General features: G+C 62.3%; 21 protein-coding genes. 8 read left to right on the forward strand and 13 right to left on the reverse strand.

Translation table 11 applies throughout. The features are described from left to right. Positions 1 to 70: 70 nt before the first annotated feature. The 3 genes from ACOYNB_RS02470 to ACOYNB_RS02480 are packed head-to-tail and all read right to left on the reverse strand — an operon-like array spanning position 71 to position 2319. On the reverse strand, positions 71 to 859 hold the full coding sequence (locus ACOYNB_RS02470) for a hypothetical protein (RefSeq protein WP_422837536.1): 789 nt from the start codon (positions 857 to 859) through the stop codon (positions 71 to 73). A gap of 38 nt (positions 860 to 897) precedes the next feature. Next, complete coding sequence (locus ACOYNB_RS02475; protein WP_422837537.1) at positions 898 to 1791, reverse strand: biotin--[acetyl-CoA-carboxylase] ligase; 894 nt, start codon at positions 1789 to 1791, stop codon at positions 898 to 900. A 9-nt stretch (positions 1792 to 1800) separates the two neighbouring features. Next, positions 1801 to 2319, reverse strand: coding sequence for an SET domain-containing protein (locus tag ACOYNB_RS02480; RefSeq protein WP_422837538.1), 519 nt, complete (start codon positions 2317 to 2319; stop codon positions 1801 to 1803). Positions 2320 to 2445: 126 nt separating this feature from the next. On the opposite strand from ACOYNB_RS02480, the gene ACOYNB_RS02485 reads away from it, so the two are divergent. The 4 genes from ACOYNB_RS02485 to ACOYNB_RS02500 all read left to right on the forward strand — a co-directional run bounded on the left by ACOYNB_RS02485 (position 2446) and on the right by ACOYNB_RS02500 (position 8032). Further along, positions 2446 to 5070: a DNA topoisomerase III gene (locus tag ACOYNB_RS02485; RefSeq protein WP_422837539.1), complete on the forward strand. Its 2625-nt coding sequence runs from the start codon at positions 2446 to 2448 to the stop codon at positions 5068 to 5070. A gap of 171 nt (positions 5071 to 5241) precedes the next feature. Continuing rightward, positions 5242 to 6306, forward strand: coding sequence for a phosphate ABC transporter substrate-binding protein PstS (gene pstS / locus ACOYNB_RS02490; RefSeq protein ID WP_422837540.1), 1065 nt, complete (start codon positions 5242 to 5244; stop codon positions 6304 to 6306). A 56-nt stretch (positions 6307 to 6362) separates the two neighbouring features. Continuing rightward, positions 6363 to 7397, forward strand: coding sequence for a protein-methionine-sulfoxide reductase catalytic subunit MsrP (gene msrP / locus ACOYNB_RS02495; RefSeq protein ID WP_422837541.1), 1035 nt, complete (start codon positions 6363 to 6365; stop codon positions 7395 to 7397). Continuing rightward, positions 7397 to 8032 carry a sulfite oxidase heme-binding subunit YedZ gene (locus ACOYNB_RS02500; protein WP_422837542.1) on the forward strand — a complete coding sequence of 212 codons (636 nt, stop codon included), beginning with the start codon at positions 7397 to 7399 and terminating at the stop codon, positions 8030 to 8032. Before msrP ends, ACOYNB_RS02500 begins: the two co-directional genes overlap by 1 nt. Before the next feature lie 16 nt (positions 8033 to 8048). On the opposite strand, the gene ACOYNB_RS02505 is transcribed toward ACOYNB_RS02500, so the two are convergent. The 5 genes from ACOYNB_RS02505 to ACOYNB_RS02525 form a co-directional block, all read right to left on the reverse strand. After that, positions 8049 to 8909, reverse strand: coding sequence for an intradiol ring-cleavage dioxygenase (locus ACOYNB_RS02505; RefSeq protein WP_422837543.1), 861 nt, complete (start codon positions 8907 to 8909; stop codon positions 8049 to 8051). A 98-nt stretch (positions 8910 to 9007) separates the two neighbouring features. Further along, positions 9008 to 9961, reverse strand: coding sequence for a sensor domain-containing diguanylate cyclase (locus ACOYNB_RS02510; RefSeq protein ID WP_422837544.1), 954 nt, complete (start codon positions 9959 to 9961; stop codon positions 9008 to 9010). Next, positions 9954 to 10568 (reverse strand): chemotaxis protein CheC, encoded by a 615-nt coding sequence (locus tag ACOYNB_RS02515; RefSeq protein ID WP_422837545.1) that lies wholly within the window; start codon positions 10566 to 10568, stop codon positions 9954 to 9956. Before ACOYNB_RS02515 ends, ACOYNB_RS02510 begins: the two co-directional genes overlap by 8 nt. Further along, positions 10568 to 10966 carry a response regulator gene (locus tag ACOYNB_RS02520; protein ID WP_422837546.1) on the reverse strand — a complete coding sequence of 133 codons (399 nt, stop codon included), beginning with the start codon at positions 10964 to 10966 and terminating at the stop codon, positions 10568 to 10570. The genes ACOYNB_RS02515 and ACOYNB_RS02520 overlap by 1 nt, the downstream gene beginning before the upstream one ends. 34 nt (positions 10967 to 11000) lie before the next feature. Next, positions 11001 to 16970 (reverse strand): excinuclease ABC subunit UvrA, encoded by a 5970-nt coding sequence (locus ACOYNB_RS02525; protein ID WP_422837547.1) that lies wholly within the window; start codon positions 16968 to 16970, stop codon positions 11001 to 11003. Positions 16971 to 17158: 188 nt separating this feature from the next. Here ACOYNB_RS02525 and ACOYNB_RS02530 point away from each other — a divergent pair, with 188 nt between their 5' ends. The 3 genes from ACOYNB_RS02530 (at position 17159) to ACOYNB_RS02540 (ending at position 20692) form a co-directional block, all read left to right on the forward strand. Continuing rightward, positions 17159 to 18205, forward strand: coding sequence for a diguanylate cyclase domain-containing protein (locus ACOYNB_RS02530; protein ID WP_422837548.1), 1047 nt, complete (start codon positions 17159 to 17161; stop codon positions 18203 to 18205). A 73-nt stretch (positions 18206 to 18278) separates the two neighbouring features. After that, the gene (locus ACOYNB_RS02535; protein WP_422837549.1) at positions 18279 to 20201 is read left to right on the forward strand and encodes a methyl-accepting chemotaxis protein; all 1923 of its coding nucleotides are present in this window, start codon (positions 18279 to 18281) and stop codon (positions 20199 to 20201) included. 41 nt (positions 20202 to 20242) lie between these two features. After that, a complete protein-coding gene (locus ACOYNB_RS02540) occupies positions 20243 to 20692 on the forward strand; it encodes a hypothetical protein (protein ID WP_422837550.1) in 450 nt (149 codons plus the stop codon). Between the two features lie 70 nt (positions 20693 to 20762). On the opposite strand, the gene ACOYNB_RS02545 is transcribed toward ACOYNB_RS02540, so the two are convergent. The 4 genes from ACOYNB_RS02545 to ACOYNB_RS02560 form a co-directional block, all read right to left on the reverse strand. Beyond that, the gene (locus tag ACOYNB_RS02545; RefSeq protein WP_374257485.1) at positions 20763 to 21185 is read right to left on the reverse strand and encodes a universal stress protein; all 423 of its coding nucleotides are present in this window, start codon (positions 21183 to 21185) and stop codon (positions 20763 to 20765) included. A gap of 51 nt (positions 21186 to 21236) precedes the next feature. Then, positions 21237 to 22016, reverse strand: coding sequence for a metallophosphoesterase (locus ACOYNB_RS02550; protein ID WP_422837551.1), 780 nt, complete (start codon positions 22014 to 22016; stop codon positions 21237 to 21239). 6 nt (positions 22017 to 22022) lie between these two features. Then, positions 22023 to 22742, reverse strand: a complete 720-nt coding sequence (locus tag ACOYNB_RS02555; RefSeq protein WP_422837552.1) for a UPF0149 family protein — start codon at positions 22740 to 22742, stop codon at positions 22023 to 22025. Between the two features lie 81 nt (positions 22743 to 22823). Beyond that, positions 22824 to 23480 carry a glutathione S-transferase family protein gene (locus ACOYNB_RS02560; RefSeq protein ID WP_422837680.1) on the reverse strand — a complete coding sequence of 219 codons (657 nt, stop codon included), beginning with the start codon at positions 23478 to 23480 and terminating at the stop codon, positions 22824 to 22826. Positions 23481 to 23710: 230 nt separating this feature from the next. Between ACOYNB_RS02560 and ACOYNB_RS02565 the strand changes: the two genes are divergently transcribed. After that, the gene (locus ACOYNB_RS02565; protein WP_422837554.1) at positions 23711 to 24961 is read left to right on the forward strand and encodes a polyhydroxyalkanoate depolymerase; all 1251 of its coding nucleotides are present in this window, start codon (positions 23711 to 23713) and stop codon (positions 24959 to 24961) included. 9 nt (positions 24962 to 24970) lie between these two features. On the opposite strand, the gene ACOYNB_RS02570 is transcribed toward ACOYNB_RS02565, so the two are convergent. Then, a complete protein-coding gene (locus ACOYNB_RS02570; protein WP_422837555.1) occupies positions 24971 to 26866 on the reverse strand; it encodes a propionate--CoA ligase in 1896 nt (631 codons plus the stop codon). Between the last annotated feature and the right edge of the window lie 55 nt (positions 26867 to 26921).

The following is a 26921-nucleotide window of genomic DNA, read 5'->3' on the forward strand; positions in this document are numbered from 1 at the left end:
AAAACTTGATGCCGCAGGGTGTGATGTGCGTCACCCTAACCGGTATTTGTGAGCAATTGTTTCAGTTTCTTTAGCGCTGAACGCACTTCCCGAACGACTTCTTGTCTGGGAGCTTGGCCTTTTCCAGGCGCTCCTTCAAGTCGCTGGTGGCTTCAGAGACGCGCACGAAATTCATTTCACCGCCTTGCCGGACGGTGATGAGGCGTGCTGATCGCATGCCCCGTTCCTTCAGGTTGTCGAGTGCTGCCTCTGCATCGGACTGTCGCGTGTAGCGGCCCAGTGAAAAACCAGGATTGAGGTTGGATGGGGTGCGAACCTCTTCAAAGCTGACCCCTTTGAATTTGCGGATCTCGGCCTTTTTGCGGTCATAGGTGTCTGAGTCAGTGAAGGGGCCCATGTAGACCATCCACAGCCCCTTGATGTCGACCGTGTGGGTCCGCCACTTGTAGCGCGGCAGGATGCCACTCAGTGCGGTGTTCACTGCGGTCATGCCCGCATCGTCAAATGGACCCGCCTCCAGGCAAATCGTGGGTTGTGTTGGTGCGGAAGCCGCAGCAGTCGCAGCGGTGGCACTGTTGACGCCAGCACTGCTGGACGGTGCTGCCGCCTCCACCCCGCTGGCGGATGACGCACTGTCTTCTGCAGCCGATGCGGCTGAGCTGGGTTCTGATGCTGCCACGGCGCGTGTCTTGCCAGGGGGCAGGATCAGCAACTGTTCAGGGTGCAATTGCTGATTGAGTCGCTGGGGCTCGTGCTGACGGTCGGGACGAACGCCTGCCACGGTGTTGAGCCAGCCGCGGCTCCATCCGAAGAACAGGGCGTTGACGATCAGCAGAATCAGCACCAGGGAGCGCAGCATGGCAGCGTGAAGAGGGCAGTAAGGGGATGGGGTGGGGGTCAGTTGGTGCGGGGGCGAACGCTGACGTCACCACTGCTCCAAGTCTGTTGGCCCTGGTCAGTATGCACGACCAGCGCACCAAATGCGTCCACACCTTGTGCGAGGCCAGTCTGGTTGGGTGGATCGCCGTCTCCGGGAGACTGGCCTGGTGTGCTCCATAGCCCAATCTGTTGCCCCAAGAGAACATCCCTGCGGGCATAGGCTTCTTGCAGGGGGGCAAACCCGTGTCGTTCAAATGCCTGCACGCGGCGAATCAGTGTGGGCGCCACCCATTGCCACACTAGCCCAATCGTCAGCGCGGCTTGGTCATGGTGGATCAGGCTGGTGGCGTCGGGGGTTGCCGGGGTGCCTTGTACATTCAGCCCGATGCCAATGACGACCCATCGTTGCGAGGAGGGCAGGCCTGGGGCCGGGCAGGCTTCAATCAGGATGCCGCCCAGCTTGCGGCCACCCAGCCACAGGTCGTTGGGCCACTTGAGGCCAATGGGCCTGTGCGGCGGCAGCCCGCTGGCGCTGGCGAAGGGGGCCATGCCTGCATCCAGCGCATCGGCCACGGCCAGCCCCACGGCGAGCGATAAGGCACTGCCGCCGCCGGGCACCTGATCCAGATTCAGGGGCATGCCCAGCGAAAAGGTCAGGGTCTGACCCGGACGCGCCAGCCACTGACGGCCCCGCCGACCGCGCCCGGCGGTTTGCTCGGCAGCCACCACCAAGGTGGTCTGGGTGTCACCTTGACGGCCACGATCCATCAGCACCGTGTTGGTGGAAAGACATTGCGGCAGGACCTCCAGGCTCAGTGCCGGGTAGAAGGGTTGCGTGGCCAGCCAGATCGCCTCAGCGGCACCGTTCAAATCGGCGACCACCGTCGCCAAGGTCTGATCCGAGTCCTGCATGACCTTGTGTCACCGACGGCGCTTGAGGGCCAGCATGGTGCCCCGGCAGCTGGCGGCACCGCACCAGCACGCGTATTCCTTCTTCAGCTTGGGGGTCAGCCGGGCGTCGATGACCAGCCCATAGTCGAAGAAGAGTTCTTCGCCGGGTTCAATGTCCCGCAGGGCATTCAGAAAGACCCGGTTGCCGACCTGCTCGGCTTCCAGATTGGGCTCGCACGAGTGGTTGATCCACTTGGCCGAGTTGCCCTGGTACTTGCCGTCGATGACATGGCCATCGTCGAGGTGGAAGTAAAACGTGTGATTGGGCTGGCTGGGATCGTGAGGGTGACGGTCCAAGGCCTCTTCCCAGGTGATGATCTCGCCCTTGTATTCGAGGACGCGCTCACCCGCCTTCAGGGGGCGCACGGCGTAGACGCCTTTGCCGTGCACGCCGGAATCTCGGACCTGGGTGCGGCGGCCGCTGTCGGGGCTGGCCGCGGCAGAAGCAGAACGGGCGGCAGGCTTGGGTTTGTTCGCGGCTTGCTTCATCGGCCAGATTGGTTACATTGAAATTGTGGGCGCGCGCGTGCCCGCGTGTGCACATGTGTGCATGCGCTCGTGTGCATGCGCGCGAGAACCGCATTGTAAGAACGGTTTGCATATATAAACACGTCCATGAGCAAAGCCCTGGTCATTGCTGAGAAGCCATCTGTTGCCCAAGACATCGTGCGCGCGCTGACGCCGATCGACGGCAAGTTCGAAAAGCACGATGAATATTTCGAGAGCGAACACTATGTGGTCAGCTCTGCGGTCGGTCATCTGGTCGAAATCAAAGCGCCCGAAGAGTTCGATGTGAAACGCGGCAAGTGGAGCTTCGCGCACCTGCCCGTCATCCCGCCGCATTTCGATCTCAACCCGATCGACAAGAGCAAGGGGCGCTTGAATGCCCTGGTCAAGCTCATCAAGCGCAAGGACGTCACCTCGCTCATCAACGCATGTGACGCTGGGCGTGAGGGGGAGTTGATTTTCCGTCTGATCGTGCAATACGCGCAGGACAGCACCGCAACCACCCGCGCCAAGGGCCTGGGCAAGGGCGTGCAGCGCCTGTGGTTGCAGAGCATGACGCCTCAAGCCATTCGCGATGGCTTTGACGCGCTGCGCAGCGATGAGCAGATGCTGCCGCTGGCCGATGCAGCACGGTGTCGCTCCGAAGCCGACTGGCTGGTGGGCATCAACGGCACGCGGGCCATGACGGCCTTCAACTCGCGCGACGGGGGCTTTTTCCTGACAACGGTGGGGCGAGTCCAAACGCCGACCCTGTCCATCGTGGTGGAACGCGAAGAGAAAATCCGCAAGCACGTGTACCGCGATTACTGGGAAATCCGCGGCACCTTTGGTGTGGCGGCGGGCGCGTATGACGGTAAGTGGTTCAACCCGAATCACAAGAAGAACGAAGCCGATCCCGAGCAGAAGGCCGATCGTGTCTGGTCTGCAGCCGAGGCGCAAGCCATCGCCGATGCCGTTCGCGGGCAGACCGGCACGGTCACCGAAGAGTCCAAGCCCAGCAGCCAGTCCAGCCCCTTGCTGTATGACCTGACCACGCTGCAGCGGGAGGCCAACTCACGCTTTGGTTTCAGTGCCAAGACCACCTTGTCGCTGGCGCAAGCCTTGTATGAAAAGCACAAGGCGCTGACCTACCCTCGGACGGACTCTCGCGCGCTGCCTGAGGATTACGTCGGCGTGGTTCAGCAGACCATGTCGATGATCGCGGACGAGGACCTGCCCGGCCCACTGCGCGAGCTCGCGCAGCATGCCCGCAAGGCGGTCAACGATGGCTACATCCGCCCCAACAAGCGCGTGTTTGACAACGCCAAGGTGTCGGATCACTTTGCCATCATCCCGACCATGCAGGCCCCTCGCAGCCTGACAGAGGCCGAAGCCAAGTTGTACGACATGGTGGTCAAGCGCTTCATCGCGGTGTTCTACCCGGCGGCGGAGTTCCAGGTCACCACCCGCATCACCAAGGTGCCAGTGCAGGGCAAGGAGCACCACTTCCAGACCAATGGCAAGGTGCTGGTCAAGCCGGGCTGGATGGCGGTGTACGGCAAGGAAGCTGCCGAAGAAGGTGATGAGTCCACCCTGGTGGCCGTGCAGGCCGGTGAAGCCGCACACAACGAGGATGTGCTGGTCAATGCCCTGAAGACCAAGCCGCCCGCCCGCTACTCGGAAGCGACACTGCTGTCTGCCATGGAAGGGGCGGGCAAGCTGATCGACGACGAAGAGTTGAAGGCGGCCATGACCGAGAAGGGTTTGGGCACGCCAGCCACCCGCGCGGCGATCATTGAAGGTTTGCTGACCGAGAAGTACATGATCCGTGAAGGACGTGAACTGATCCCGACGGCCAAGGCCTTCCAGCTGATGACGCTGCTGCGTGGTCTGGACGTGGAAGACCTGACCAAGCCCGAGTTGACCGGGAACTGGGAACACAAGCTGGCCGAAATGGAAAAGGGTCGCTTGAGCCGCGAGGCCTTCATGGCCGAGATCGCGGCCATGACCCAGCGTGTGGTTCAAAAGGCCAAAGAATACGACCGTGACACCATCCCGGGTGACTACGCCACCTTGACGACGCCTTGCCCCAACTGCGGTGGGCTGGTCAAGGAAAACTACCGTCGCTTCACTTGCACTGGCAAGCACGGTGGGGATGCGGAAGGTGCTTCGGGTTGCGGCTTCAGCATGACCAAGATCCCAGCCGGTCGCAGCTTCGAGTTGACCGAAGTGGAGCAACTGATGCGGGACCACAAGATTGGCCCCCTGGAAGGCTTCCGGTCGAAGGCGGGTTGGCCGTTCACGGCCGAGTTGCGTCTGGTGCGCGACGACGAAGCCAACAACTGGAAGATGGAGTTCGACTTTGGCGAAGATGCCAAGAAGGACGACGAGGCCGGTGAAGAGGTGGATTTCAGCGGGCAAAGCAGCCTGGGCGCATGCCCGAAGTGCGGCGGCCATGTGTACGAGCACGGCACCAACTATGTGTGCGAGCACGCGGTTGGCAAAGCCCGTTGTGACTTCAAGACGGGCAAAGTCATCTTGCAGCAGCCCGTGACCCCCGAGCAGGTGGGCAAGCTGCTGCACAGCGGCAAGACCGATCTGCTGGAGAACTTTGTGTCCAACAAGACGCGGCGCAAGTTCAAGGCTTTCCTGACCTGGGATGCCAAGACCGGCAAGGTGGGCTTCGAGTTCGAAGCACGCGCCCCGGCGGCCAAGAAGGCCGCGCGCAAGACCGCAGCCAAGAAGGCAGCATGATGACAGCAGGCGAGAGGCCTGCCTGTCTGCTTCATCTTGCGTAAGCGCTTGTAAAAACGACCAGCCTGGCTGGTCGTTTTTGTTGGGAACCTGCGCTTGTCACGGAACTGTCATATCGCATGCGTTATCGTCGCGCCTCGTTGGATGACCTCCTTGGAAGCAGTTGTGCGCATGCAGTTTTTCGTGGATCACAAGCGGGTTGGTGCCACCGTGGTGGCGCTGTTCATGAGCCTTTCGGCGGTGTCTGTGCAGGCCGAAGCCGTCATCAAAGGGGCTGGCGCGAGCTTCCCTTCGCGCATTTACGAACGCTGGACCCAGCGTTTCATGGAGCTGAATCCTGGCACCAGTGCCAGCTACATGCCGACCGGTTCGGGGGATGGCGTCAAACAGATCAAGGCGCGTTCGGTGCAAATGGGGGGCACCGACAATCCGTTGACACCTGCTCAGTTGGCCGAATACAAGCTGGTGCAGATTCCCTTGCTGGTGGGGGGATTGGTGCCGGTCATCAATGTGCCCGGCATCAAGTCCAATCGACTGGTTTTGAGCGGTGCCGTGTTGGCGCAGATGGCCATGGGCGAGATCACCCGCTGGGACGATGAACGCATCACCGCGTTGAATCCGGGCGTGTCGCTGCCGTCGATGCCCATCGTGCGTGTGGTCCGCCAGGAGTCCTCGGGTTCGACCGAGATCTGGACACGCTATCTCGGAGCGTCCTCTCCCGCGTTTGCCAAGGCAATCCCCATGAGCCAAAAGCCCAACTGGCCGGGTAACACCGTGGCGGCCAAGGGCAACGATGGCATGGTGAGTGCGTTGCAAAGCAATACCGGGGCCTTGGCCTATGTGTCGTATGACCGTGTCATCAAAGACAAGTTGGTGGCCGTGCGCTTGCTGAACACCCAGGGCACGGCTGTGGAAGCGTCGGAAGCAGGTTTCCGTGCTGCCATCGTGGCTTCGGATGTCTACCGCAAGGGAGATGACACGGCTTCGTTGCTGAACATGCCGCGTCATGATGCCTGGCCGCTCACCGCGACCAGCTACATGTTGCTGGATGCTCGACCCAAGGATGTGAAGCAGGCAGAACTGGCTGCGCGCTTCGTGTACTGGTGCTTCATGCATGGCGATGAGCTGACCAAGGGAACCGGTTTTGCCCCCCTGCCTGACCGTGTGCAGGCACGTTTGGCGGGGCGTTTGTTGCAGATCCAAGGCCCCTCGGGGGAAATGCCCAAATTCCAGTAAGGCTGCAGCAAACAGCCGCTCGGTGTAAGGTCGAGGCTCCTTCAGGAGTCTCGTACATGGCTTGGACACCGTCGCGACGTTCGACCTTGCATCCCGACAGCGGGATGGTGCATGGCGTGGCCAGCGAGATCACGCCGCCTGAGATCTATGCCCAGCGCCGACAGTGGCTCAAAGAGACCTCGTCCTTGGGGGCGGTCACGCTTTTGGGTGCCTTGGGCGCGGAAGCAGTTTGGGCGCAGGGTGTGGCCCCTCAGCCCGCCAAGCGACCGGGCCAGCTCGCGGCTTTGCCGGGTGCCCGAAGCACCGTGGCGGGGGCCAATGCGACCGACAAGTGGACGTCGTATGACGATGCCACCCACTACAACAATTTCTATGAATTCGGGACCGATAAGTCGGACCCGGCGGCCTATGCCTCATCGTTGAAGACCAGACCGTGGTCCTTGAGCATTGAGGGAGAGGTCGGCAAACCGCTCAGGCTGGGCCTGGACGAGCTGCTCAAGCTGGGCGCCATGGAAGAGCGTATTTATCGCTTGCGCTGCGTGGAAGGTTGGTCGATGGTGATCCCGTGGGTGGGATACGGACTGGCCACCCTGCTGCAGCGTGCGCAGCCGACGAGTCGGGCCAAGTACGTGGATTTCGTGAGTCTGGCAGATCCGCAGCAGATGCCAGGGGTTCGTTCCAGGGTACTGGACTGGCCGTACGTGGAGAGCCTGCGCATCGACGAGGCCATGCACCCATTGACCTTGCTGGCATTTGGCCTGTATGGCGAGGTTTTGCCCAATCAGAATGGCGCCCCCCTGCGCTTGGTGGTGCCGTGGAAGTACGGGTTCAAAAGTGCGAAATCGATTGTCAGCATTCGCCTGAGTGAAAGGCCTGCAACCCCCAGTTGGGTCAAAGCCAACCCTGGTGAGTACGGCTATTACTCGAATGTGAACCCCAAGGTGGATCATCCTCGCTGGAGTCAGGCCACGGAGCGCCGCATTGGCGAAGGCGGGCTGTTCGCGCCCCGTCGTCCCACGCAGATGTTCAATGGCTATGAGGCCCAGGTCGGGGCTTTGTATGCCGGAATGGATTTGAGGAAGTTTTTCTGATGTCGTTGTCGTCTACGCTGAATCAAGGTTTGCTCAAGCCCTGGGTCAAGCCAGTCCTGTGGGTGGTGTGCGCGGTGCCCGCCCTGGTGTTGTTGTTTGCAGCTTCGATGGATGCTTTGGGTGCGAACCCTGCCGAAGCCTTGATCAAGGAGTCGGGGGAGTGGGCCTTGCGGTGGCTGTGGCTCACCTTGCTCATCACCCCCTTGCGTGACATCGCAGGCCTGCCAACGATCTTGCGTTACCGCCGCACCTTGGGCGTGACGGCCTTTGTGTACGCGGTGTTGCACCTGCTGGCCTACGCCTGGTTGGACAAGGGGTGGGTGATGGATGACATCGTCCGGGATGTCATCAAGCGCAACTTCATTTTTGTGGGCATGCTGACGTTCGTGCTGATGCTGCCTTTGGCGCTGACGTCGTTCAACGCAGCGATTCGCGCATTGGGGGGACGACGCTGGCAGATGTTGCACAAGCTGGTGTACTTCGTTGCCTTGTCCGGGCTGTTCCACTTCTACTTGAAGAAGGCCGCGAAGAGTGATGTATCAGAGGTGATGGTGTATGCCGTCATCCTGGCGGCTCTGTTGGGTTGGCGCGTGATGCGCAAGGGCGGCATCGTGGCCATGCTGCGCGTGCGCTGACCACGGGGCCCTTGGTTTAAACAGCCAGGCCGACGGTCAGCGTGGCCACGTAGCCGTCGGTGTTGTTGCCCGTGATGCTCAGCATTTGTGTGCTGTAGCCGTCGCTGAAGACGTTGTCGGTGGCAAAGCTGATTTGATCAAAGTTGGATGCGCTGCTACTGTAGCCGCTGACGTTGTCATAGACCTGATTGCACGTCGCAATGGGGAAAGCCATTTGCGAGGTCAGCATCTTGTTGCTGGCCGATGTGGCCTTGGACAGGCTGGGGTAGACCTCAAAGTGAATGTGGGGCATCCGTCCCAGATAGCATCCGGGGAAGATAGTCTGGAACGACGCGAGCCCCGTGCTGTCGGTGACCTGAACGCCGCGCAGATAGTTCTCGTTGGTGATGCTGCTGGAGTACATCGAGTAACGGCCATCCTGCGTGCAGTGCCAGATGTAGATGGCGTAGCCCTCCAGTGCGGCGCAGCTGTTGTTCACGTTGACCAGTTGGACCTTGACTGTCAGTGGCAGGCCCGTGGCGGTGCCCGAGGCCGTGTCCACACTGGTTCGGATGTCACTGCGGACGAAGTTGCTCAACGTCAGGGCATTGAGCGTTTGATTGCTGGCCACCGAGCCGTCTGCCGGATAGGGACCGGCGGTTTCGGTCGGCAAGGTGGTGCACGAACTCCCGGAACTGCTGGTGGCCGTCAGCGTAGCGGTGCTGCTGAGGTTGGTGTTGCCACCAGCGGCCTCGCCACCGCCGCCGCAGCCCGATAGCATCAGCGTGGCGTAGCCGCCTGCGGCGGTCAGCCAACCAAGTGCCTGGCGGCGTGCCAGCATGGTTTTCAGGTCTGACTCAAGGCCTCGGGCGTGTTCGGGGCAGGGGTCGTTGTGCATGGCGTCTGTCCAGCTGTGGGGATGATGCCATGCTCGCTTTACAGTGTTGCTGGATCGTGTGCGCGTGTGTCGGGCATGCAAATCATGCCCGTGCCCTGTCAGAGCGGTTGTTCGGCGACGACGACGCGGTTGCGCCCGCTGTTCTTGGCCTCGTACAAGGCCGCATCAGCCTGTGCGATCAGATCAAACTGGGTCGTGGTGGAACGGTTGCGCGTGGCCACCCCGATGCTGATGGTCACGCACTTCCAGGGAGGCGAGTCCGTGTGCGGCATGGCCAGTGACTCGATCTCACTGCGCAAAGCTTCCGCCACCTTGTTGGCGCCTTCCACGGAGGTGTCGGGCAAGATCATGGCGAATTCCTCGCCACCATAGCGGGCCACGAGATCTGCGGGGCGTCGTACCAGGTTGCGCATGATCTCGGCCACTTTGATCAGGCAGGTGTCCCCTTGCTGATGGCCGTACAGGTCGTTGTAGCGCTTGAACTGATCGACATCGATCAGCAGCAGCGAAAGGGGGGCATGGCTGCGTTTGCTGCGACGGAACTCGGTGAGCAGGCAGTCATCCAGGTGGCGACGGTTGGCAATGCCCGTCAGGCCATCAATGATGGTCAAAGCACGCAGGGCGAGCGTCTGATCGCGCAATTGTTTTTCGCGCGCCACTTCAAGGGTGACGTCACGGATCTGAATCAGGCAGAAGCGTGCGTCGTCGTCACCATGCAGCGGGATGACTTCAATGGTCTGCCGCATGAGCAGGCCGCTTTGCGCATCCTTGGGGTGGGTGTACAGCGTCAATGGCGCTTTGTTGAGCGTGTGAGACAGCAAGGCCGGAAAGCCCGCCTTCAGTGCTTGCTCAGCGGCGGCGTGCAGCCGCTTGCCGGTGACTTCCGGGAAGACGTCCAGCAAGGTCTGGCCGATTGCAGCGTCGGCCGCGCGCCCGGAATGGGTCACCATCCAGCGGTTCCACATGACGATGCGCTGCTGCGCATCGAGCACGAAGGCGCCGATGTTCATCGCGTTGAAAACTGCGGCACACAAAGGAGTCTGTTCAGCCAAGCGCCTTCTCCAGGTAGGCGTCGAGCTGATCGCGCAGGTCTTGCAAGGCCGCCAGATCCAGCAGGAAGGCCACGTAGCCGCTGATGGCGTGCTTCTCGACAATGAAGTCGATGTGCAGCATCAGGGTGGGGGCGTCAGCGTCGCTACCCGACACGTTGAGCACGTCTTCGCAGGTGCCCACACGGTAAACAGGCAGGGAGCCTTCCAACTGGCTCTCGAACATATCGGCCAGGGTGCCAATGCAGGCGTTCAGGATGATGTTCCCGATCTCGCCCATGGCCTCTTGTTCCATCTCGGTGAGCTCTTGCAGGGGGATGTGATCCCCCACCATCAGGCTCACGAGTTCGAGGCTCTTGTGCTCCGGAAACATCAAGATGGCTTCGGTGTTGAAGCTGCCTCGGTAATTCTGGCTGACGCCGCAAATGCGGTCGTTGGCTTGTTCGCCCAATTGCCGAGCTGCCTCCGCACGTGTGGCGAAGGTGATGGTCGGGACGGTGAGGGCGACCTCTTCGTTGACCATCGTGCTCATGGCGGCCGCCGCATGGCCGACACCAATGTTGAATATCTCGACCAGGGCGTCGTGCTGCAGCTCGCTGAGTTCAATCATCAGATCACCTTCAAGGTGTCGAGCAGGGCGTGCATCTTGGGTTCGGTCATCGGCTTCTCTGCGAAACCGAGGCAGAGGTCAGAGGCCTTCTTGCGTGTGGCTTCCTGAACGTTGGCCGTGACCAGGAAAATGTTGGACAGCGGGTGCGCCGTGCGCAGCACTTCTGCGGCCGCAATGCCGCCCATGCCGGGCATGTTGACGTCCAGCAGGATCAGGAACGGCTCGAACTGATTGGCTTTGTCAATCGCCTCTTCACCCGTTCCGGCCTCTTCAATCTGCCAGTCAGGGTGCTTTTTGGCAATGTACTGGCGCGACATCATCCGCGAGATGCGGCTGTCATCAACCAGGAGAACGATCGGTGTGGTGCCCATGTCAGCAGTACGGTAGAGAGCCGACATTTTGTCACTTTCTGTTGCTGGCCGAATCGGGAAATCAGCTGATGTTGCGGCGCAATACGCTTTTGAGGGCGATGCCGGTGTGGGTTTTGCGTCGAATGATGTCATCCGGTGGACCCTCTGCAGCGACTTTCCCCCCGCCGGTACCCCCTTCGGGGCCCATGTCGATGACCCAGTCGGCCTCGGCGATCACGTCAAGATCGTGTTCGATGACCACCACGCTGTGGCCGCCGTCGACCAGTCGGTGCAGCACGCGGATGAGCTTCTCGACATCGGCGAGGTGCAGGCCCACGGTGGGTTCATCCAGCACGTACAAAGTGTGAGGGGCCTTCTGACCACGGCGGGTGATGTCGTCGCGGACCTTGCTGAGCTCGGTCACCAGTTTGATGCGTTGCGCCTCGCCGCCCGACAGGGTGGGAGAGGGTTGGCCCAGTGTGAGGTAGCCCAACCCGACGTCTTGCAGCAGTTTGAGCGGGTGCGCGATGGAGGGCATCGAGGCGAAGAATTCGACGGCCTCGTCCACCTCCATCTTGAGCACGTCACCGATGTGCTTGCCGCGCCAAGTGGCCGACAGGGTTTCGGGGTTGAAGCGCATGCCGTGGCAGGTGTCGCAATGCACCTTCACATCCGGCAGGAAGGCCATTTCGATGGTGCGGATGCCCTGGCCTTCGCAGGCGTGGCAGCGGCCTTCGCCGGTGTTGAAACTGAAGCGGCCGGCGCCCCAGCCGCGCGCACGGGCTTCCAGCGTGTCGGCAAACAGCTTGCGGATGGTGTCCCAGAAGCCGATGTAGGTGGCCGGGCACGAGCGGGGTGTTTTACCGATGGGGGTTTGGTCCACTTCCAGCACGCGGTCCACTTGCCCCCAGCCTTCCAGACCATCACAGCCGGTCCAGGTTGGCGTGGTTGTGGTGCGTTCCTTGAAGGGGATGCTGACGGCGGCTTGCACGTTGGTGAGCAACACGTCGCGGGCCAGGGTGGATTTGCCCGAGCCGGACACGCCCGTGACGGCAACCAGTCGATGCAGCGGGACCTGAACGTCCACGCTCTGCAGGTTGTGGAGCTTGGCCGCTTTCAGGGCCAGATGGGGGGCGCTCGGGTCCACCGCACGACGACCCACAGCCTGTCCGTCGGCATCCACCCGCAGCGGGTGCTGCATGGGCGCACGCAGGCAGCGGCCGGTGACCGAGTCGGCCGACGCCATGATGTCGGCCACCGAGCCTTGTGCAACGACGGTGCCGCCGCGCACGCCGGCACCAGGGCCAATGTCGATCACGTGTTCCGCTCGGCGGATGGTGTCCTCATCGTGTTCGACCACGACCAGGGTGTTGCCTTCTGATCCCAGCGTGTGCAGGGCATCGAGTAGCAACTGGTTGTCGCGGGGGTGCAGGCCGATGGTGGGCTCATCGAGCACATAGCAGACGCCTTGCAGATTGCTGCCCAGTTGAGCTGCGAGGCGGATGCGCTGGGCTTCCCCGCCCGACAGCGTGGGCGCGGCACGGTCGAGGCTGAGATAGCCCAGGCCGACTTGCTCCATGAAGGCCAGGCGGGACTTGATCTCGCTGACGATGTCGCGGGCGATGGTGGCTTCGCGGCCATCGAGCTTGAGCTTGTCGGTCCACTTGCGGGCATCCTTGACCGACAGGGCCGAGAGTTGCGCAATCGACTGCCCACGCAGTTGCACCGCACGGGCCACCGGGTTGAGGCGGGCACCGTGGCAGGCGCCACATTCGGCCTCGCTCACGTCGTCCACATCGGGTTCGGCAAACGTCTGTTCGCGTCCCTTGTTGTCATCGGCTTGCGAGTCGTCCAGCACCTTGCGCTGTTCGCGGGTCAGGGCCAGGCCTGTGCCCACACAGTCGGGACACCAGCCATGCTTGCTGTTGTAGCTGAACAGACGTGGGTCGAGTTCGGGGAAGCTGGTGCCGCAGCTGGGGCAGGCGCGTTCGGTGGAGAACACCTTCACGCGGCCCATGCGCAACGTGGACTTGCCGTTGGCCAGCGCATCGGCCAGGCCTTCCAGCCCGGTGATGAGGTGAACCACGCCCTTGCCATGCTCCAGCGCGGCGGCCAGCAACTCGCGCAAGCGGGCTTCGTTTTCGGGGGTGACGACCACGTCGCCCACCGGCAGTTCGATGGTGTGTTCGCGGTATCGGTCGATCTTGGGGCCCTTGGCCGTGCCCCAGCCGGCTGTGGGCAGGAACTCGCCATCCACACGCAGGTAGTCGAAGCCTTTGCTGGCCGCCCACTTGGCCAGTTCTGTGTACAGGCCCTTGCGGTTGACCACCAGCGGCGCCATCAGGCCGATGTGCTGGCCTCGGTAATCACGCACCCATTGGGCGGCAATGGCCTCGGGCGTTTGCGGCAGCACGGGGATGGGGTGGCCGTCTTCGTCCACGCAGCAGGTGCAGTGCTGCACGCCCAACTTCACGAACAGCAGGCGCAGGAAGTGGTGCACTTCGGTCGTGGTGCCCACGGTGGACTTGCGGCCGCCTCGGGACAGTCGCTGCTCAATGGCCACGGTGGGCGGAATGCCGTAGACCGCGTCCACTTCGGGCCGACCGGCGGGTTGCACCAGCGAGCGTGCGTAGGCATTGAGCGATTCCAGATAGCGGCGCTGGCCCTCGTTGAACAAGATGTCGAACGCCAGCGTGGACTTGCCCGAGCCTGACACGCCGGTGATGACGTTGAACTTGCCGCGCGGGATGTGCACGCTCAGGCCCTTGAGGTTGTTCTCGTGAGCGTTGACGACCTCGATGGCATCGTGACCGGGCGCTTGTGCCGCAGCTTGTCGGCGTTTGTCTCGACGGGCCTTGATGAGGGCCTGCAGTGAAGGGCCGTCGGCTTCGGTGTCTCGGCCCACGTGGTAGCTGGGCAGGCGCTCGGCCACTTGGCTGGTCGCCACAGCCTCGGGCAGTGCAGGCACCTCCAGTCCCAAGGCCTGCTCGTATTCACGCAGTGCCACGGCCGTGTGGCTGTGCCCCAGACGCAGTTGCTCTGGCGGACCGAAGGCCACCAGTTGACCACCGGCATCACCGCCCTCGGGGCCCAGTTCGATCAGCCAGTCACAGGCGCGGATCACATCCAGGTTGTGCTCGATCAGGATGATGGAGTTGCCCGCATCCAGCAGCTTGGCAAACGCCCGCATCAGCTTGGCGATGTCATCGAAGTGCAGGCCGGTCGTGGGTTCGTCGAACAGAAAGAGCGTGCCCTTGCGTGCGGTGCGTTGGCCGCTCTTGCTGGCCTGGGCGGCGGCCTCGACCAGATGGCCGGCGAGCTTGAGGCGCTGGGCTTCCCCGCCTGACAGGGTCGGCACGGGTTGGCCCAGCTTGACGTAGTCCAAGCCCACATCGGCCAGCGGCTGAAGCGCGCGCACCACGTCCACGTCTTGCGCGAACAGACGCACGGCTTCGGCCACGGTCAGTTCCAGCACGTCGGAGATGCTGAGCTTCTTGTTCAGCCGCTCGATGGTGACTTCGCGCACCTCGGCGCGGAAGCGGGTGCCGTCGCAATCCGGACAGCGCAGGTACACGTCCGAGAGGAACTGCATCTCGACGTGCTCAAACCCTGAGCCACCGCAGGTGGCGCAGCGACCCGTGCCGGCGTTGAAGCTGAATGTGCCCGCGGTGTACTTGCGTTCGCGCGCCATGGGCGTCACGGCAAACAGCGTGCGCACGGCATCGAACGCGCCGACATAGCTGGCGGGGTTGGAGCGCGCGGTTTTGCCAATGGGCGACTGGTCCACAAACTGCACATTGCTGAGCCAGTCGGCGCCCAGCAGCTCATCGTGTTCGCCGGGGGCATCGGTGGCTTGACCAAAGTGGCGCAGCAAAGCCGGGTGCAGGATGTCTTGAATCAGCGTGGACTTGCCTGAACCACTCACGCCGGTCACGCCCACCAGGCGTTGCAGCGGGAATTCGATGTTCAGGTTTTGGAGGTTGTGCTGTCGGGCACCTTGCAGGACCAGACGCGGCGTGTTGTCGGCTACGGCACGACGCAGGCCCAGACCGATGGTGCGACGCGCCCCCAGGTACGCCCCGGTCAGGGTCTCAGCTTGCTTGAGTTCGTCGGGCGAGCCATCGAACACGATGCGCCCCCCTTGGTGGCCCGGGCCGGGACCCATGTCGATGACGCGGTCGGCCGCCAGCATCACGGCGGGGTCGTGTTCCACCACCACGAGCGTGTTGCCGGCATCCACCAGGCGCTGCATGGCCACGTTGATGCGGTCCATGTCGCGCGGGTGCAGGCCGATGGAGGGTTCATCCAGCACGAACAGGGTGTTCACCAGCGAGGTGCCCAGCGCGGTGGTGAGGTTGATGCGCTGTACTTCACCGCCCGACAGGGTGCGGCTCTGGCGGTCCAGCGTGAGGTAGCCCAGGCCGACGTCCACGAGGTATTTCAGGCGTGTGCGGATTTCGTCCAGCAGCAACTGCAGGGCTTCCTGATCGTTGCTGCGCGGCAGGGTGACAAAGCTAAAAAAGCGTTGCAGCTGCGAGATGGGCAGCAGCATGATGTCGTGCAGCGTCAGGCCGGGCAGGCCCTCCAGCACGGCGCGGCTCATGCCCACACCTTTGGGCTGGAAGCGCTTGGCTGCGGCTAGCACCGCATTGGCATCGTCTTGCGAACCTAGGCGCCACAGCAGGGACTCGGTTTGCAGGCGGGCACCTTCACATTGCGGGCAAGGTGTGTAGCTGCGGTACTTGGACAAGAGCACACGGATGTGCATCTTGTAAGCCTTGCTTTCGAGATACTCGAAGAAGCGGCGGATGCCGTACCACTGTTTTTGCCATTGCCCCTTCCAGTCGGGGGCACCTTCGATGACCCAGTGCTTTTGCTCGGGCGTCAGTTGCGACCAGGGCAGATCGCGCGGGATACCGGCTTCACCGGCGTACTTGATCAACTCGGCCTGGCATTCGGCCCAGGCGGGGGTCTGAATGGGCTTGATGGCGCCGCCCCGCAAGGTCTTCTTGGCATCGGGGATGACGAGGCCCCAGTCCACGCCGATGACCCGGCCAAAGCCCCGGCAGTGCGGACACGCGCCGGCTGCCGAGTTGAACGAGAACATGCCCGGGGTGGGCGCGCTGTAGCGGCGGTGGCTATCGGGGCAATGCAAGCCCGCCGAGAAGCGCCACAGCATGGGCTCGCTGTCGTCACCGGATTCGGGCAGGACGTAGACGGTGATGTGGCCACCACCGCGTTTGAAGGCCACTTCCAGGGCCTCCATCACGCGCGGGCGATCCAGGTCCGCACCGCTCGGGTCGCCCCCCAGTCGGAATCGGTCGGCCACCACGTCCAGAACCAGGCGCTCGTCGTCACCCAATTCGGCCGCTGCGTCCTTCTTTTTGCTGGTCTTTTTGGCAGCAGGTTTCTTCTTGGGCGCGTCATCGGCATCGAGCGAGGCGGCCACTTGTGCGCTGGTCAAAGCGGCCGAGGGCAGGTCCTTCGCTTTCACCACACGTTGCGCCTGAATGCGCGAGAAACCGCTGGCGGACAGCCACTCTTCCATTTGCGCAGGGGTGGTGTTGGCCGGCAGTACCGCACCAAAGGTGATCACCACGCGCCTGCCTCCCGGTGTGGCTGCGCAGCGCTGGAGCAGGGCGTCAAAGACCGATTGCGGACTGTCTTCGCGCACCAGCAAGCCAGTGTCCTGATCGAACAGCTGGGCCGCACGGGCAAACAGCAGTTTGAGGTGATCGTTCAGTTCGGTCATCGTCCCCACGGTGGAGCGGGACGTGCGCACCGGGTTGGTCTGGTCGATTGCAATCGCCGGTGGCACCCCTTCCACGCGGTCCACGGCCGGGCGATCCATGCGGTCCAGGAACTGGCGTGCGTAGGCGCTGAAGGTTTCGACGTAGCGGCGCTGTCCTTCGGCGTACAGGGTGTCAAACACCAGCGACGATTTGCCCGAGCCACTGGGGCCGGTCACGACCGTCAACTCACCCGTGCGGATGTCGAGGTCGAGGTTCTTGAGGTTGTGCTGGCGAGCACCGCGAATGCGGATATCAGACATGGATCACCTTGAAGACGTGCGCGGACATTCTAGAGACGCCATAAAGTCACAGGAAGTTGCAGGCTTGTTAAGCGTGTTGCGTTTTTTCGCTGTATACAGACATCAGAACAAGAACGCTGAGGGGGTGCTTTTTGCGTCGCTGGCTGACGAATCTGATTCTCGGGAGAGATGCTCGCCAACAAGCCTATGTGCTGCGCACGATGATGGCTTCGGTGAGTTACCTGATCGGGTGCGTCATTGCCGAGATGGCGCTCACCAGTGGCTTGGCCGGCCCGCAGGAAGCGCGCACCTTTGAGTTTTTCTCCGTTCTGACGGCGGTGCTGTCGTACTGGCTGGTTCGGTCAGGGATGACGCGTTGGCTGGAGGATCCTGGCCTCACCATCGTGCAGATGCTCGTGGGCGAAACCATGGCGGCCATCGCGTACTGCCAGTTTCACGAGTTTCGTGGCGCGATGCTGGCGCTCGATGTGGCCGTGATTTCATTTGGCATCTTCAATCTGAGCCGCTGTCGCCAATGGATGATGAGCCTGTATGCCTTGGTCACGATGGGCGGGGTCATGCTGTGGCAAAGCCTGGATGCGCCGGAACGCTTTCCCCCCACCGTGGAGGCTGTTCACTTCTTGATTCTTTGTACGTTGCAAGTGGTGGTGGCCTTGCTGGGTGCCGAGTTTTCGGAATTGCGTGCCCGTCTGCGTAGCCGCAAGAACGCGCTGGAAGAGGCATTGACCCGCATTCAGGATCTGGCCAACCGGGACAGCCTGACGGGCTTGTACAACCGCCGCTACACGCAAGAGCTGATGGATCATCACATCAGCCTGCAAGGCCGGTCAGGCAGGGCTTTTTCGCTGGCGCTGATCGATCTGGATCATTTCAAGGCGGTCAATGACACGCACGGCCACGCCACGGGTGATCAGGTGCTGCAGATTTTTGCCAGCGAGGCACGCCGCGTGACCCGTGAGTCGGACATCCTCGCCCGCTGGGGGGGCGAAGAGTTCATCATCGTCATGCCGGACACCTTGGCTGAAGGGGCCCGCTTATTGGTGGATCGGTTGCGCAGTTCGTTGAATGAACTGAGAATCGAAACACTCGAGTCCCCCCTGCAAATCAAGTTTTCTGCAGGCATCACGGAACATCGTCCGGGGGAAAGCAGTGATGTGGCCCTGACCCGCGCCGATCGGGCGCTTTACGCGGCCAAGGTGGCGGGGCGTCACCAGACGATTGTTGATTTGGGTTAACGGCAAATGTAAATCGTTCAAGAATGATTTTGTTCTGCCGATGAGGACATCAATTTCTGAATCGGTACTCGTCATGACATCCTGGATCGCCAACCTCCCATTGCGGCACAAGCTGCTTCTCTTGTGCCTTGTGGGCCTGGTTTTGGCAGCGGTGCCCAGCATCGTGCTGGTCAAGGACTTGGTATCGAGCATGCAGGTCATCCGCCAGGAACGCGATGCCATGCCGTCGGTCCATGCCATGCTCAAAATGGTGCGTTACACCCAGGAGCACCGCGGCATGAGCGCGGCCGTACTCAACGGCAATGACACCATGAAGGGCGGGCGGGAACAGCGGCAAAACTTGATTGAGCAGTCTCTGACCGACACGCGCAGCCTGTTGCAAGCGCAATCGCACACCCGTGTGATGGCTGAGTTGGACAGCATTCAGCAGGAGTGGCGCACCCTGGCCAAGGATGTGTCGTCTGCCTCGGTGTCAGCTTCCGACAGCGTGACGCGACACAACAATCTGATCAACCGGATGTTGTTCTTGCTGGATGACGAAGCCGAAGTCAGCGGCTTGTCGCTCGATGCCGATGCTGAAAGCTATTACCTGATCCTGACGGTGATGCGTGATCTGCCTCGCGTGACGGACAAGATGGGGCAGGCCCGCGCGCGAGGTACGGCTTTGGTGCACAAGCGCAGCGTGGATGTGCTGGAAGTCAACGCCTTGCAAAACGCCTTTGGGGCCGTTCGTGTGCATGCCATTGATGCGCGGCGTAATCTGGAAAAAGCCTCGGCGCGTTCTGTGGATGCTGGCGCATCGTTCAAGGCCAGTTGGGAGGATGCCCATGCAGCCATGAGTGCTGCGGAAAAGCTGGTCAACCGGATTTCGGCCGGGCAGTTCGACACGCTGACGGCAGATGGTTATTTCAAAGAAATGACGACCTACATCGACCAGCAGTACGCATTCAGTGATGTGTTGTTGTCCCGACTGGATCACCTGTTCGAAGCACGGTCTGCTGCAGAGCGCAATGCTTTGGTGGGCGTGCTGGCGGCCATGTTGGTGGCGCTGTTGGCAGGAATCGCCTTGGTGGTGGTGATCGCTCGGGCCATCACGGGCCCAATTGGTCGTGCGCTGGAAATGGCCGAGGCCATGGCGCAGGGCGACTTGTCTCATGAGTTGGCAGTCGATCAACGTGATGAGATCGGGGTCATGGTGCATGCCATGGCCGAGTCCATCCAGCACATGCGGCAGACCTTGGCAGGCATCAAGGCGACCAGCGAGTCGGTGGCGACAGCGGCCACACAGATCGCGCAGGGCAATCTGGACTTGAGCAGTCGGACTGAGAATCAGGCGTCGTCACTGCAGCAAACGGCGTCCTCCATGGAGGAGATGTCGGCGACCGTGAACCAGAACGCGCACACGGCCGCAACGGCCAACAGCCTGGCGAATCAGGCGGCGTCGGTGGCGTCAGAGAGCGGTGAGACCTTCAGTCAGGTGGTACACAAGATGGAGGCCATCAAGCAGTCCAGCAACAAGATCGCCGAAATCAACGCGGTGATTGACGGGATTGCCTTCCAGACCAATATCCTGGCCTTGAACGCGGCGGTGGAAGCAGCGCGAGCCGGTGAGCAGGGGCGTGGCTTTGCCGTGGTGGCTTCCGAGGTGCGTGCCTTGGCGCAGCGGTCGGCCAATGCGGCGCGCGAGATCAAGTCACTCATCAGTCACAGCGTGGAGAACGTGGAAGCCGGGTATGCCTTGGCTGAAAGCACGGGCCAGTCGATCGATCGGCTGGTGGCGCAAGTGCAGCGCGTGAGCCAGATGATGTCGGAGATTGCCGCCAGCTCAGATCAGCAAAGTCAGGGCATTTCGCAGGTGAATGCCGCAGTGACACAGTTGGACGAGGTCACGCAGCAGAATGCAGCCTTGGTGGAAGAGTCGTCTGCGGCCGCCACCAGCCTGCGAGAGCAGGCGCAGCGTTTGCAAGAGGCCGTGGGTGTCTTCAAGGTGGATTGATCGACTTGATTTCGTGTCAACATGATCGACATTGATCACTGTTGAAGCGTTTTATGTTGCTCAAGCGTCTCATCTTGCCTTTGTTGATCGTGGTGGCCCTGGTGGTGGGCTGGTTCAGCTTTTTCCTGCATTGGAGCTATTCCACGGGTGAGCGTGCCGGCTGGGTGCAAAAACTCTCGCACAAGGGCTGGATCTGCAAGACCTGGGAAGGGGAGCAGGCCCTGGTGTCGCAGCCAGGGGCGGTGGCCGAGAAGTTTCTGTTTACCGTGCACGATGATGCCGTGGCGGCCGACATCAACCGGCTCATGGGCAAGCGGGTGTCCCTGCACTACGAAGAAAAGGTGGGGCTGCCCACCAGTTGCTTTGGCGACACGCGTTACTTCATCACCAAGGTGGTGCCGGTGGACGAGATCAGTCTGACGCCCGGCGTGGTGGTGCAAACGCCTGCCGCCTCCGCGCCGATGCCCGCCTCGGTCGCTTCGGCGCCCTGATGTCGACGGTCACCGTACCCAGACAAAGGCCCGCAGTTGCGGGCCTTTTTGGTGCGCGTGTGACAACCGGTCAGCGAACCAGCAGCACGGGCACCTTGCAGCTTGCCAGCACTTTGGTGGCCACAGAGCCTGTCACCAGGTTCATCAGGTTGCTGTGCCCGTGCGAACCCATGATGATCAGGTCGAACTTGCCTTTGTCGGCAAACTTGGCGATCACGTCGGGGGCATGGCCGGTCTTGCCCACATAAGCGGTGCGAAGGTCATGCTTGGCGGTGAACTTGCGGATGGGCTTGAAGATGCCTTCAGCCGTGTCTTCGTAATAGCTCTTGAGCTGTTCGGGCGGAAACATCGAGGCCGCGTGTGGCGGGATCAGAGGCACCACGGTCAGCACCGTGAACTCGTGCTGACCGCTCAGCCATTCTTCGTGCGTGGCCAACCAGGCCAGCATGCGCTTGGTGTAGGGGCTGCCATCCACAGGGAGCAAGATCTTCATGGGTGTCCTCTCAAAGGTGCCGATGCATCCATCGGGCTTCAATCCTACAGTCTAGACCCGAACGCAGCGCAGGCCGTCATAGCCATCTGATTCGTGTTTGTGACCGTGTCCTCGGGCATTGCTGACCACGCGGGTGCGACCTCGGTCGTGCGTCACCACGTAATCATGCCGACAGTGCAAGTGCCCATGGAGCCACAGGTCCACGCCCGGCATCAGGTCGTCATCGGCGTTGCAGAAGCTGGCGGTGCCGGGCTGGCGGCCATAGCGGGGGTCGGCGCTGCGCAGGCTGGGGCCAAAGTGGGTGATGACCACGGTGGCATCCCACGGTGCGTCGGGGGTGGGGGGCTGCGATAAGGTGTCTTGCAGCCACTGACGGCACTGCAGGGCTTCGACACGCACGGCTTCCGGATCAAAGGGCAGGCCGTAGCGGGTGGCCCGCATCACGTTGACGAAGTACGAGGCGGCCCGCATGGGCTTGGCCCGGTGGGCTTCGCCAAACAGGTTGAAGTCGCACCAGCGCGTGGTGCCCAGAAAGCGGATGCGCCGACCGTCGGGCGCAGGCAGGACGATGTGGTCCTGCGACAGCAGGGTCAGGCCCAGTTGGCGTGCATGGTCGCGCAGCCCGATGAGGGCCTCGTCCACATCCCGGCGATCGAACTCGTGGTTGCCGGGCACGTAGAGCACCGGCACAGGCCAGTTGGCGAACAGGGACAGCCCTTCCCAGGTGCTGTCCACATCGCCAGCGATGACCAGCAAGTCGGCGTCAGGGGCCGCTTGGGGCTCGAAGTCTTCCGTCTCCAGATGGAGATCGGACAAGATCTGGATGTTCAAGGGCGATCAGTTGGCGCCGTGACAGTTCTTGTACTTCTTGCCGCTGCCGCAATGGCAGGGGTCGTTGCGGCCGAGCTTGGGATGCTCGCGGATCACGGTTTCGACCTTGTGGCTTTCGGCCAGACCGATTTGCGCCAGGTCCACCACGTCGAACACCAGCGCCTCGATGGCTTCATCGAGGTTGTTGAGCGGGTGTTCTTCGTTCAGGGCCTTGGTCATGGCTTGCTGGGTTTCATCCTGCTCTGGCAGGTGACGCCAGATGGAGTCCAGCAGGTCGGGTACGCCCGCCAGGGCGGCTTCTTCCAGTTGGGGGAAGTTGGCCAGCGCCCATTCGAAACCGGCAGCCCAGTAGCCCAGGCCTTCCAGTGCATCCTTGCCTTCGACGGGGTTGCCGTCGTCGTCTTCGATCATGGGGACCAGCGGGTCGAACCAGCCGTCTTCCAGAATGCCGCGCAGGATTTCATCCTTGCGACGGGTGATCAGATGCACCAGGCGCTCGTGCTGTTCCACCGACCAGCCAGGCATGCCAGGCTCGGGCATGCCTTCGGTCCCGAAGATCGGGGGCAGCCAGTCTTCGGGTTGCAACAGCACGGGTTGCACGATGACGCCAGCCAGGTAGCCGTCCAGGATGACCGCGTCAACGGTTTCAAACGGGGCCGGGACGGTGCCCAGCAATTCGTCGATTTCGTTGATCTCGGCGTCGGTCAGGGGCAGCGGTTTTTTCATGGTCAGGCAAACAGGGGCATCGAAAACTGCATTGTGCCGGCAATGTTCCCCCCTGACCAGCCAAAGACGGGCTTTGCCGCTTCAGAATTCGACGTCGAGTTCATCAATGTCAATGGGTTCTGATCTGGCGGCCTTGATCCAGTCTTTCATGTCGGGCATGGCCAGGATGCGATCCACATAGCCTTGGCAGACGGCATCCAGTTTGACGTGGTAGGTGTTGAAGCGGGTGCACACCGGTGCATACATGGCGTCGGCAATGGTGCGTTGCGCACCAAACAGGAACGGGCCACCGTATGTGTCCAGGCATTCGCGCCAGATGGCACAGATGCGGTCGATGTCGGCTTGAGCGCGCGACCAGACTTTGAAGTCGGGGAAATTGCCGCGCAGGTTCATCGGCAGTGACGACCGGAGCGCCGAGAACCCTGAGTGCATTTCGCCACTGATGGCGCGGCAGTGGGCTCGGGCCGCGCGGTCTGCGGGCAGCAGGTGCGCGTCCGGGCACACCTCGTTGAGGTATTCCGCAATGGCCAGCGTGTCCCACACACGGACCCCTTCGTGGCTCAGGCAGGGCACGAGGATGGACGATGACAGCAGCAAGATTTCTGCGCGGGTGGAGGGGTCATCGGGGGGCAGCACATGCTCGGCAAAGGGCAGGCCTGCAAAGCGCACCAACAGCCAGCCACGCAAGGACCACGATGAGTAGTTCTTGCTGGTGATCGTGAGGGTGGTAGGCACCACGGTGCGGATGGCGGGCGCATCGACTTGGACCTTGGTTGTGGTGCGGGCACGAGTCGACTTGCGCGCCGGGGCTTTGGCGAGGGTGGCCATGGTGTCTCCGAGTCAGGGGGTGGGTGTCAGGCCTGTGTGTCACTGAGCAAGCTGCATGCCACGGTGCACGTTGCTTGTGGGGCATGCTGACTTGGCGCGTAACTTGCAGCATGAGACAGGCTGCTACCTCAGGAACGCTCATGCTTTACGCGACCTATCAGGCTCAACACATGGCCATGGACCCTTGGCGTCAACTGGCGCGGGGCATGGCGGACTGGCTGCATCAGGTGGTGCCCGAGGGGCCCGCGCAGTCGTCTGTCAGAGAACTGGTGGCTGGTGGCGCACTGGCACGTAGCATGGCCGCCGCCCACGACGTGTTTGCACGCATGTCGCTGACCCATGCCCGCCCTTCGTTTGGCATTCCGGAGGCCCTGTGTCAGGGGCGCGCCTATGTCATCCACGAAGAGCCTGTGTTACGCACGCCGTTTGGCACCTTGCTGCATTTCCGCAAGGAGGGTGGCCCAGAGTTGCCCAAGGTGCTGCTGGTGGCGCCCATGTCAGGCCACTTCGCCACGCTGCTGCGCGACACTGTCAAGACCTTGCTGCAAGACCATGACGTGTTCATCACCGACTGGCACAACGCGCGGGATGTGCCGTTGAAGCACGGGGTGTTTGGCCTGGATGACTACACCCGGCACCTCATCCAGTTTCTGGACAAGCTTGGGCCGGGCGCGCACTTGATGGCCATTTGTCAGCCTTGTGTGGCGGCGCTGGCGGCGACGTCCTTGATGGCGCAGGATGCTCACCCTGCTCAGCCGCGCAGTTTGACGCTGATGGCCGGCCCCATTGATTGCCGCGTCAACCCGACCGAGGTGAACAAACTGGCCACCGGCAAACCCATGAGCTGGTTCGAAGAGAACATGATCCACACGGTGCCTTGGCCGCAGCGTGGGGCCGGGCGCAAGGTGTACCCGGGCTTTGTTCAGCTGACCGCGTTCATGAGCATGAACCGCGAGCGCCACATCAAGGCCTTCGAGGACATGTACGCCCATTTGGCCGCGGGGGATCATGACAAGGCCGCGACCACGCAGGCGTTTTACGAAGAGTATTTCGCTGTGGCCGACCTGCCGGCAGAGTTCTATCTGGAAACCGTGGGCAAAGTGTTCCAGACCTATGACCTGCCCCGAGGCGTGCTGACCTGCGGAGACACGGTGGTGGACCCCAGCGCCATTCGGCGCACTGCGCTGTTCACGGTCGAAGGTGAGCGAGACGACATTTGCTCAGTGGGACAGACCGTGGCCGCACAAGACCTGTGCACCGCCGTGCGTCCCTATTGGCGCAACCACCACATCCAGACCGGGGTGGGCCACTATGGGGTGTTCAGCGGCCGCCGCTGGCAAAACGAGATCTATCCCCGTGTCAGGGACGTGATCCACCAGACGGCGGCCTGAGCCCGGCAATCAGGTCGTGGCCGCGGCTTGCAGTTGTTGCAGCGCGGTCGGATCCTCGATGGTGCTGAGGTCGCCCGTATCACGGCCTTCACACACGGCCTGGATGGCGCGCCGCAGCAGCTTGCCCGAGCGCGTCTTGGGCAGCACGCCGACAAACTGCACACGCGCCGGTCGGGCCACCGCGCCCAACTGGCTGTCCACCGTTTGCATGATTTCGGCTTCCAGTGCGGCGCAGCCCGCCGCATCGGCCACGCGGGCCGGATCTCGGGCCACCACGAAGGCGCGGGCCACTTGTCCCTTGAGTTGATCGGCCACGCCCACCACCGCCACTTCGGCCACACCGGCATGGCTGCTGATGGCCTCTTCGATTTCGCGGGTGCCCAGTCGGTGTCCGGCGACGTTGATCACGTCGTCGGTGCGGCCCAGGATGAAGTAGTAGCCATCCTTGTCGCGGATGCCCCAGTCGAAGGTGTTGTAGACCAGTTTGTTGTGGAAGGTCGACCAGTAGGTCTGTACGAAACGTTTGTCGTCGCCCCAGACGGTTTGCAGGCAGCCGGGAGGCAGAGGGCCTTCAATGGTGAGCACGCCCTTTTGGTCGGCGCCAGTGAGTTCTTCTCCCGTCTGGTCATCCAGCAGCTTGACCTGGTAGCCGGGCATGGCGATGCCGGGTGAACCCAGTCGTGTTTGGAGCGAGGGATCAACCCCGCGCGCCAGGCTGAGAATGGGCCACCCTGTCTCGGTCTGCCAGTAGTTGTCGACGATCGGCTTGCCAATGGCGTCGCCAATCCAGGCGGCGGTGGGTTCGTCCAGTGGCTCGCCTGCCAGGAAGAGGCTCTTGAGGCTGGACAGGTCGTGGCGCTTGAGGCAGTCGGGGTCCTGCTTTTTGAGGACACGCACGGCGGTGGGCGCCGAGAACATCACGTTGACCTTGTACTTTTCGACCAGCGACCACCAGATGGCCGCATCCGGTCGAATCGGCAGACCTTCGTAAATGATGGTGCTCATGCCCGTGATCAGCGGGCCATAGACGATGTAGCTGTGCCCCACGACCCAGCCGATGTCACTGGCGCAGAAGAAGGTTTCACCGGGCTTGCCGCAGTAAATCTGGTCCATGGACGATGCCAGGGCCACGGCATAACCGCCCGTGTCCCGCTGCACGCCCTTGGGCTTGCCGGTGGTGCCTGAGGTGTAGAGCGTGTAGCTGGGGTGGGTGGCGTCTACCCATTCGCAAGACACCTGGGCGTCGAGGACCGCGGCGCGTGCGCTGGCGTAGTCCACATCGCGAGGGCTTTGCATCTCCGCCGGGGCCAGGCCTCGGTCGACCAGCAGCACGTGCTGCACGGGGTGGCTGCACACGCGCAGGGCTTCGTCCAGCAGGGGCTTGTAGGGAATGACCTTGCCCCCGCGTGAACCGGCGTCGGCGCTCACGATCACGGTGGGGCGGGCATCGTCGATGCGGCTGGCCAGTGCGTGGCTGGCAAAGCCACCAAACACCACCGAGTGGATGGCACCCAAGCGAACCGTGGCCAGCATGGCGATCACGGCTTGCGCGATCATGGGCATGTAAATCAGCACCCGGTCGCCCTTTTTGACGCCGAGGTTCTGCAGGATGGCCGCCATACGCTGCACTTCAACGTGCAATTGCGCGAAGGTGATGATCTCTTCGGTGTTGGTTTCCGTGGAGACCGCGATCAGGGCGGCCTGATCGGGTCGAGCGGCCAGATGCCGGTCGACCGCGTTGTGGCAGAGGTTGGTCTGCCCGCCCACAAACCACTTCGCAAAGGGGGGCTGGTTGTAGTCACAGACCTGGTCGAATGGGCGGTGCCAGTCGATGCGAGCCGCTTGTTCGGCCCAGTAGGTGTCGCGTTCTTGGATGGAACGCTCGTAAAGCGCGCGGTAGCTCATGCTTACTCCTGAAATGCCTCAGCGGGTAGCCGAGGCCTCAGGACCGACATGCTAG

Origin of the sequence: Aquabacterium sp. (assembly GCF_049317225.1) — a bacterium.
Lineage (GTDB): Bacteria > Pseudomonadota > Gammaproteobacteria > Burkholderiales > Burkholderiaceae_C > Aquabacterium.

Coding starts and splice junctions, on each gene's coding strand:
- ACOYNB_RS02470 (WP_422837536.1), bottom strand. CDS start 859: ATGCTGCGCTCCCTGGTGCTGATTCTGCTGATCGTCAACGCCCTGTTC.
- ACOYNB_RS02475 (WP_422837537.1), bottom strand. CDS start 1,791: ATGCAGGACTCGGATCAGACCTTGGCGACGGTGGTCGCCGATTTGAAC.
- ACOYNB_RS02480 (WP_422837538.1), bottom strand. CDS start 2,319: ATGAAGCAAGCCGCGAACAAACCCAAGCCTGCCGCCCGTTCTGCTTCT.
- ACOYNB_RS02485 (WP_422837539.1), top strand. CDS start 2,446: ATGAGCAAAGCCCTGGTCATTGCTGAGAAGCCATCTGTTGCCCAAGAC.
- pstS (WP_422837540.1), top strand. CDS start 5,242: ATGCAGTTTTTCGTGGATCACAAGCGGGTTGGTGCCACCGTGGTGGCG.
- msrP (WP_422837541.1), top strand. CDS start 6,363: ATGGCTTGGACACCGTCGCGACGTTCGACCTTGCATCCCGACAGCGGG.
- ACOYNB_RS02500 (WP_422837542.1), top strand. CDS start 7,397: ATGTCGTTGTCGTCTACGCTGAATCAAGGTTTGCTCAAGCCCTGGGTC.
- ACOYNB_RS02505 (WP_422837543.1), bottom strand. CDS start 8,909: ATGCACAACGACCCCTGCCCCGAACACGCCCGAGGCCTTGAGTCAGAC.
- ACOYNB_RS02515 (WP_422837545.1), bottom strand. CDS start 10,568: ATGATTGAACTCAGCGAGCTGCAGCACGACGCCCTGGTCGAGATATTC.
- ACOYNB_RS02520 (WP_422837546.1), bottom strand. CDS start 10,966: ATGTCGGCTCTCTACCGTACTGCTGACATGGGCACCACACCGATCGTT.
- ACOYNB_RS02525 (WP_422837547.1), bottom strand. CDS start 16,970: ATGTCTGATATCCGCATTCGCGGTGCTCGCCAGCACAACCTCAAGAAC.
- ACOYNB_RS02535 (WP_422837549.1), top strand. CDS start 18,279: ATGACATCCTGGATCGCCAACCTCCCATTGCGGCACAAGCTGCTTCTC.
- ACOYNB_RS02545 (WP_374257485.1), bottom strand. CDS start 21,185: ATGAAGATCTTGCTCCCTGTGGATGGCAGCCCCTACACCAAGCGCATG.
- ACOYNB_RS02555 (WP_422837552.1), bottom strand. CDS start 22,742: ATGAAAAAACCGCTGCCCCTGACCGACGCCGAGATCAACGAAATCGAC.
- ACOYNB_RS02565 (WP_422837554.1), top strand. CDS start 23,711: ATGCTTTACGCGACCTATCAGGCTCAACACATGGCCATGGACCCTTGG.
- ACOYNB_RS02570 (WP_422837555.1), bottom strand. CDS start 26,866: ATGAGCTACCGCGCGCTTTACGAGCGTTCCATCCAAGAACGCGACACC.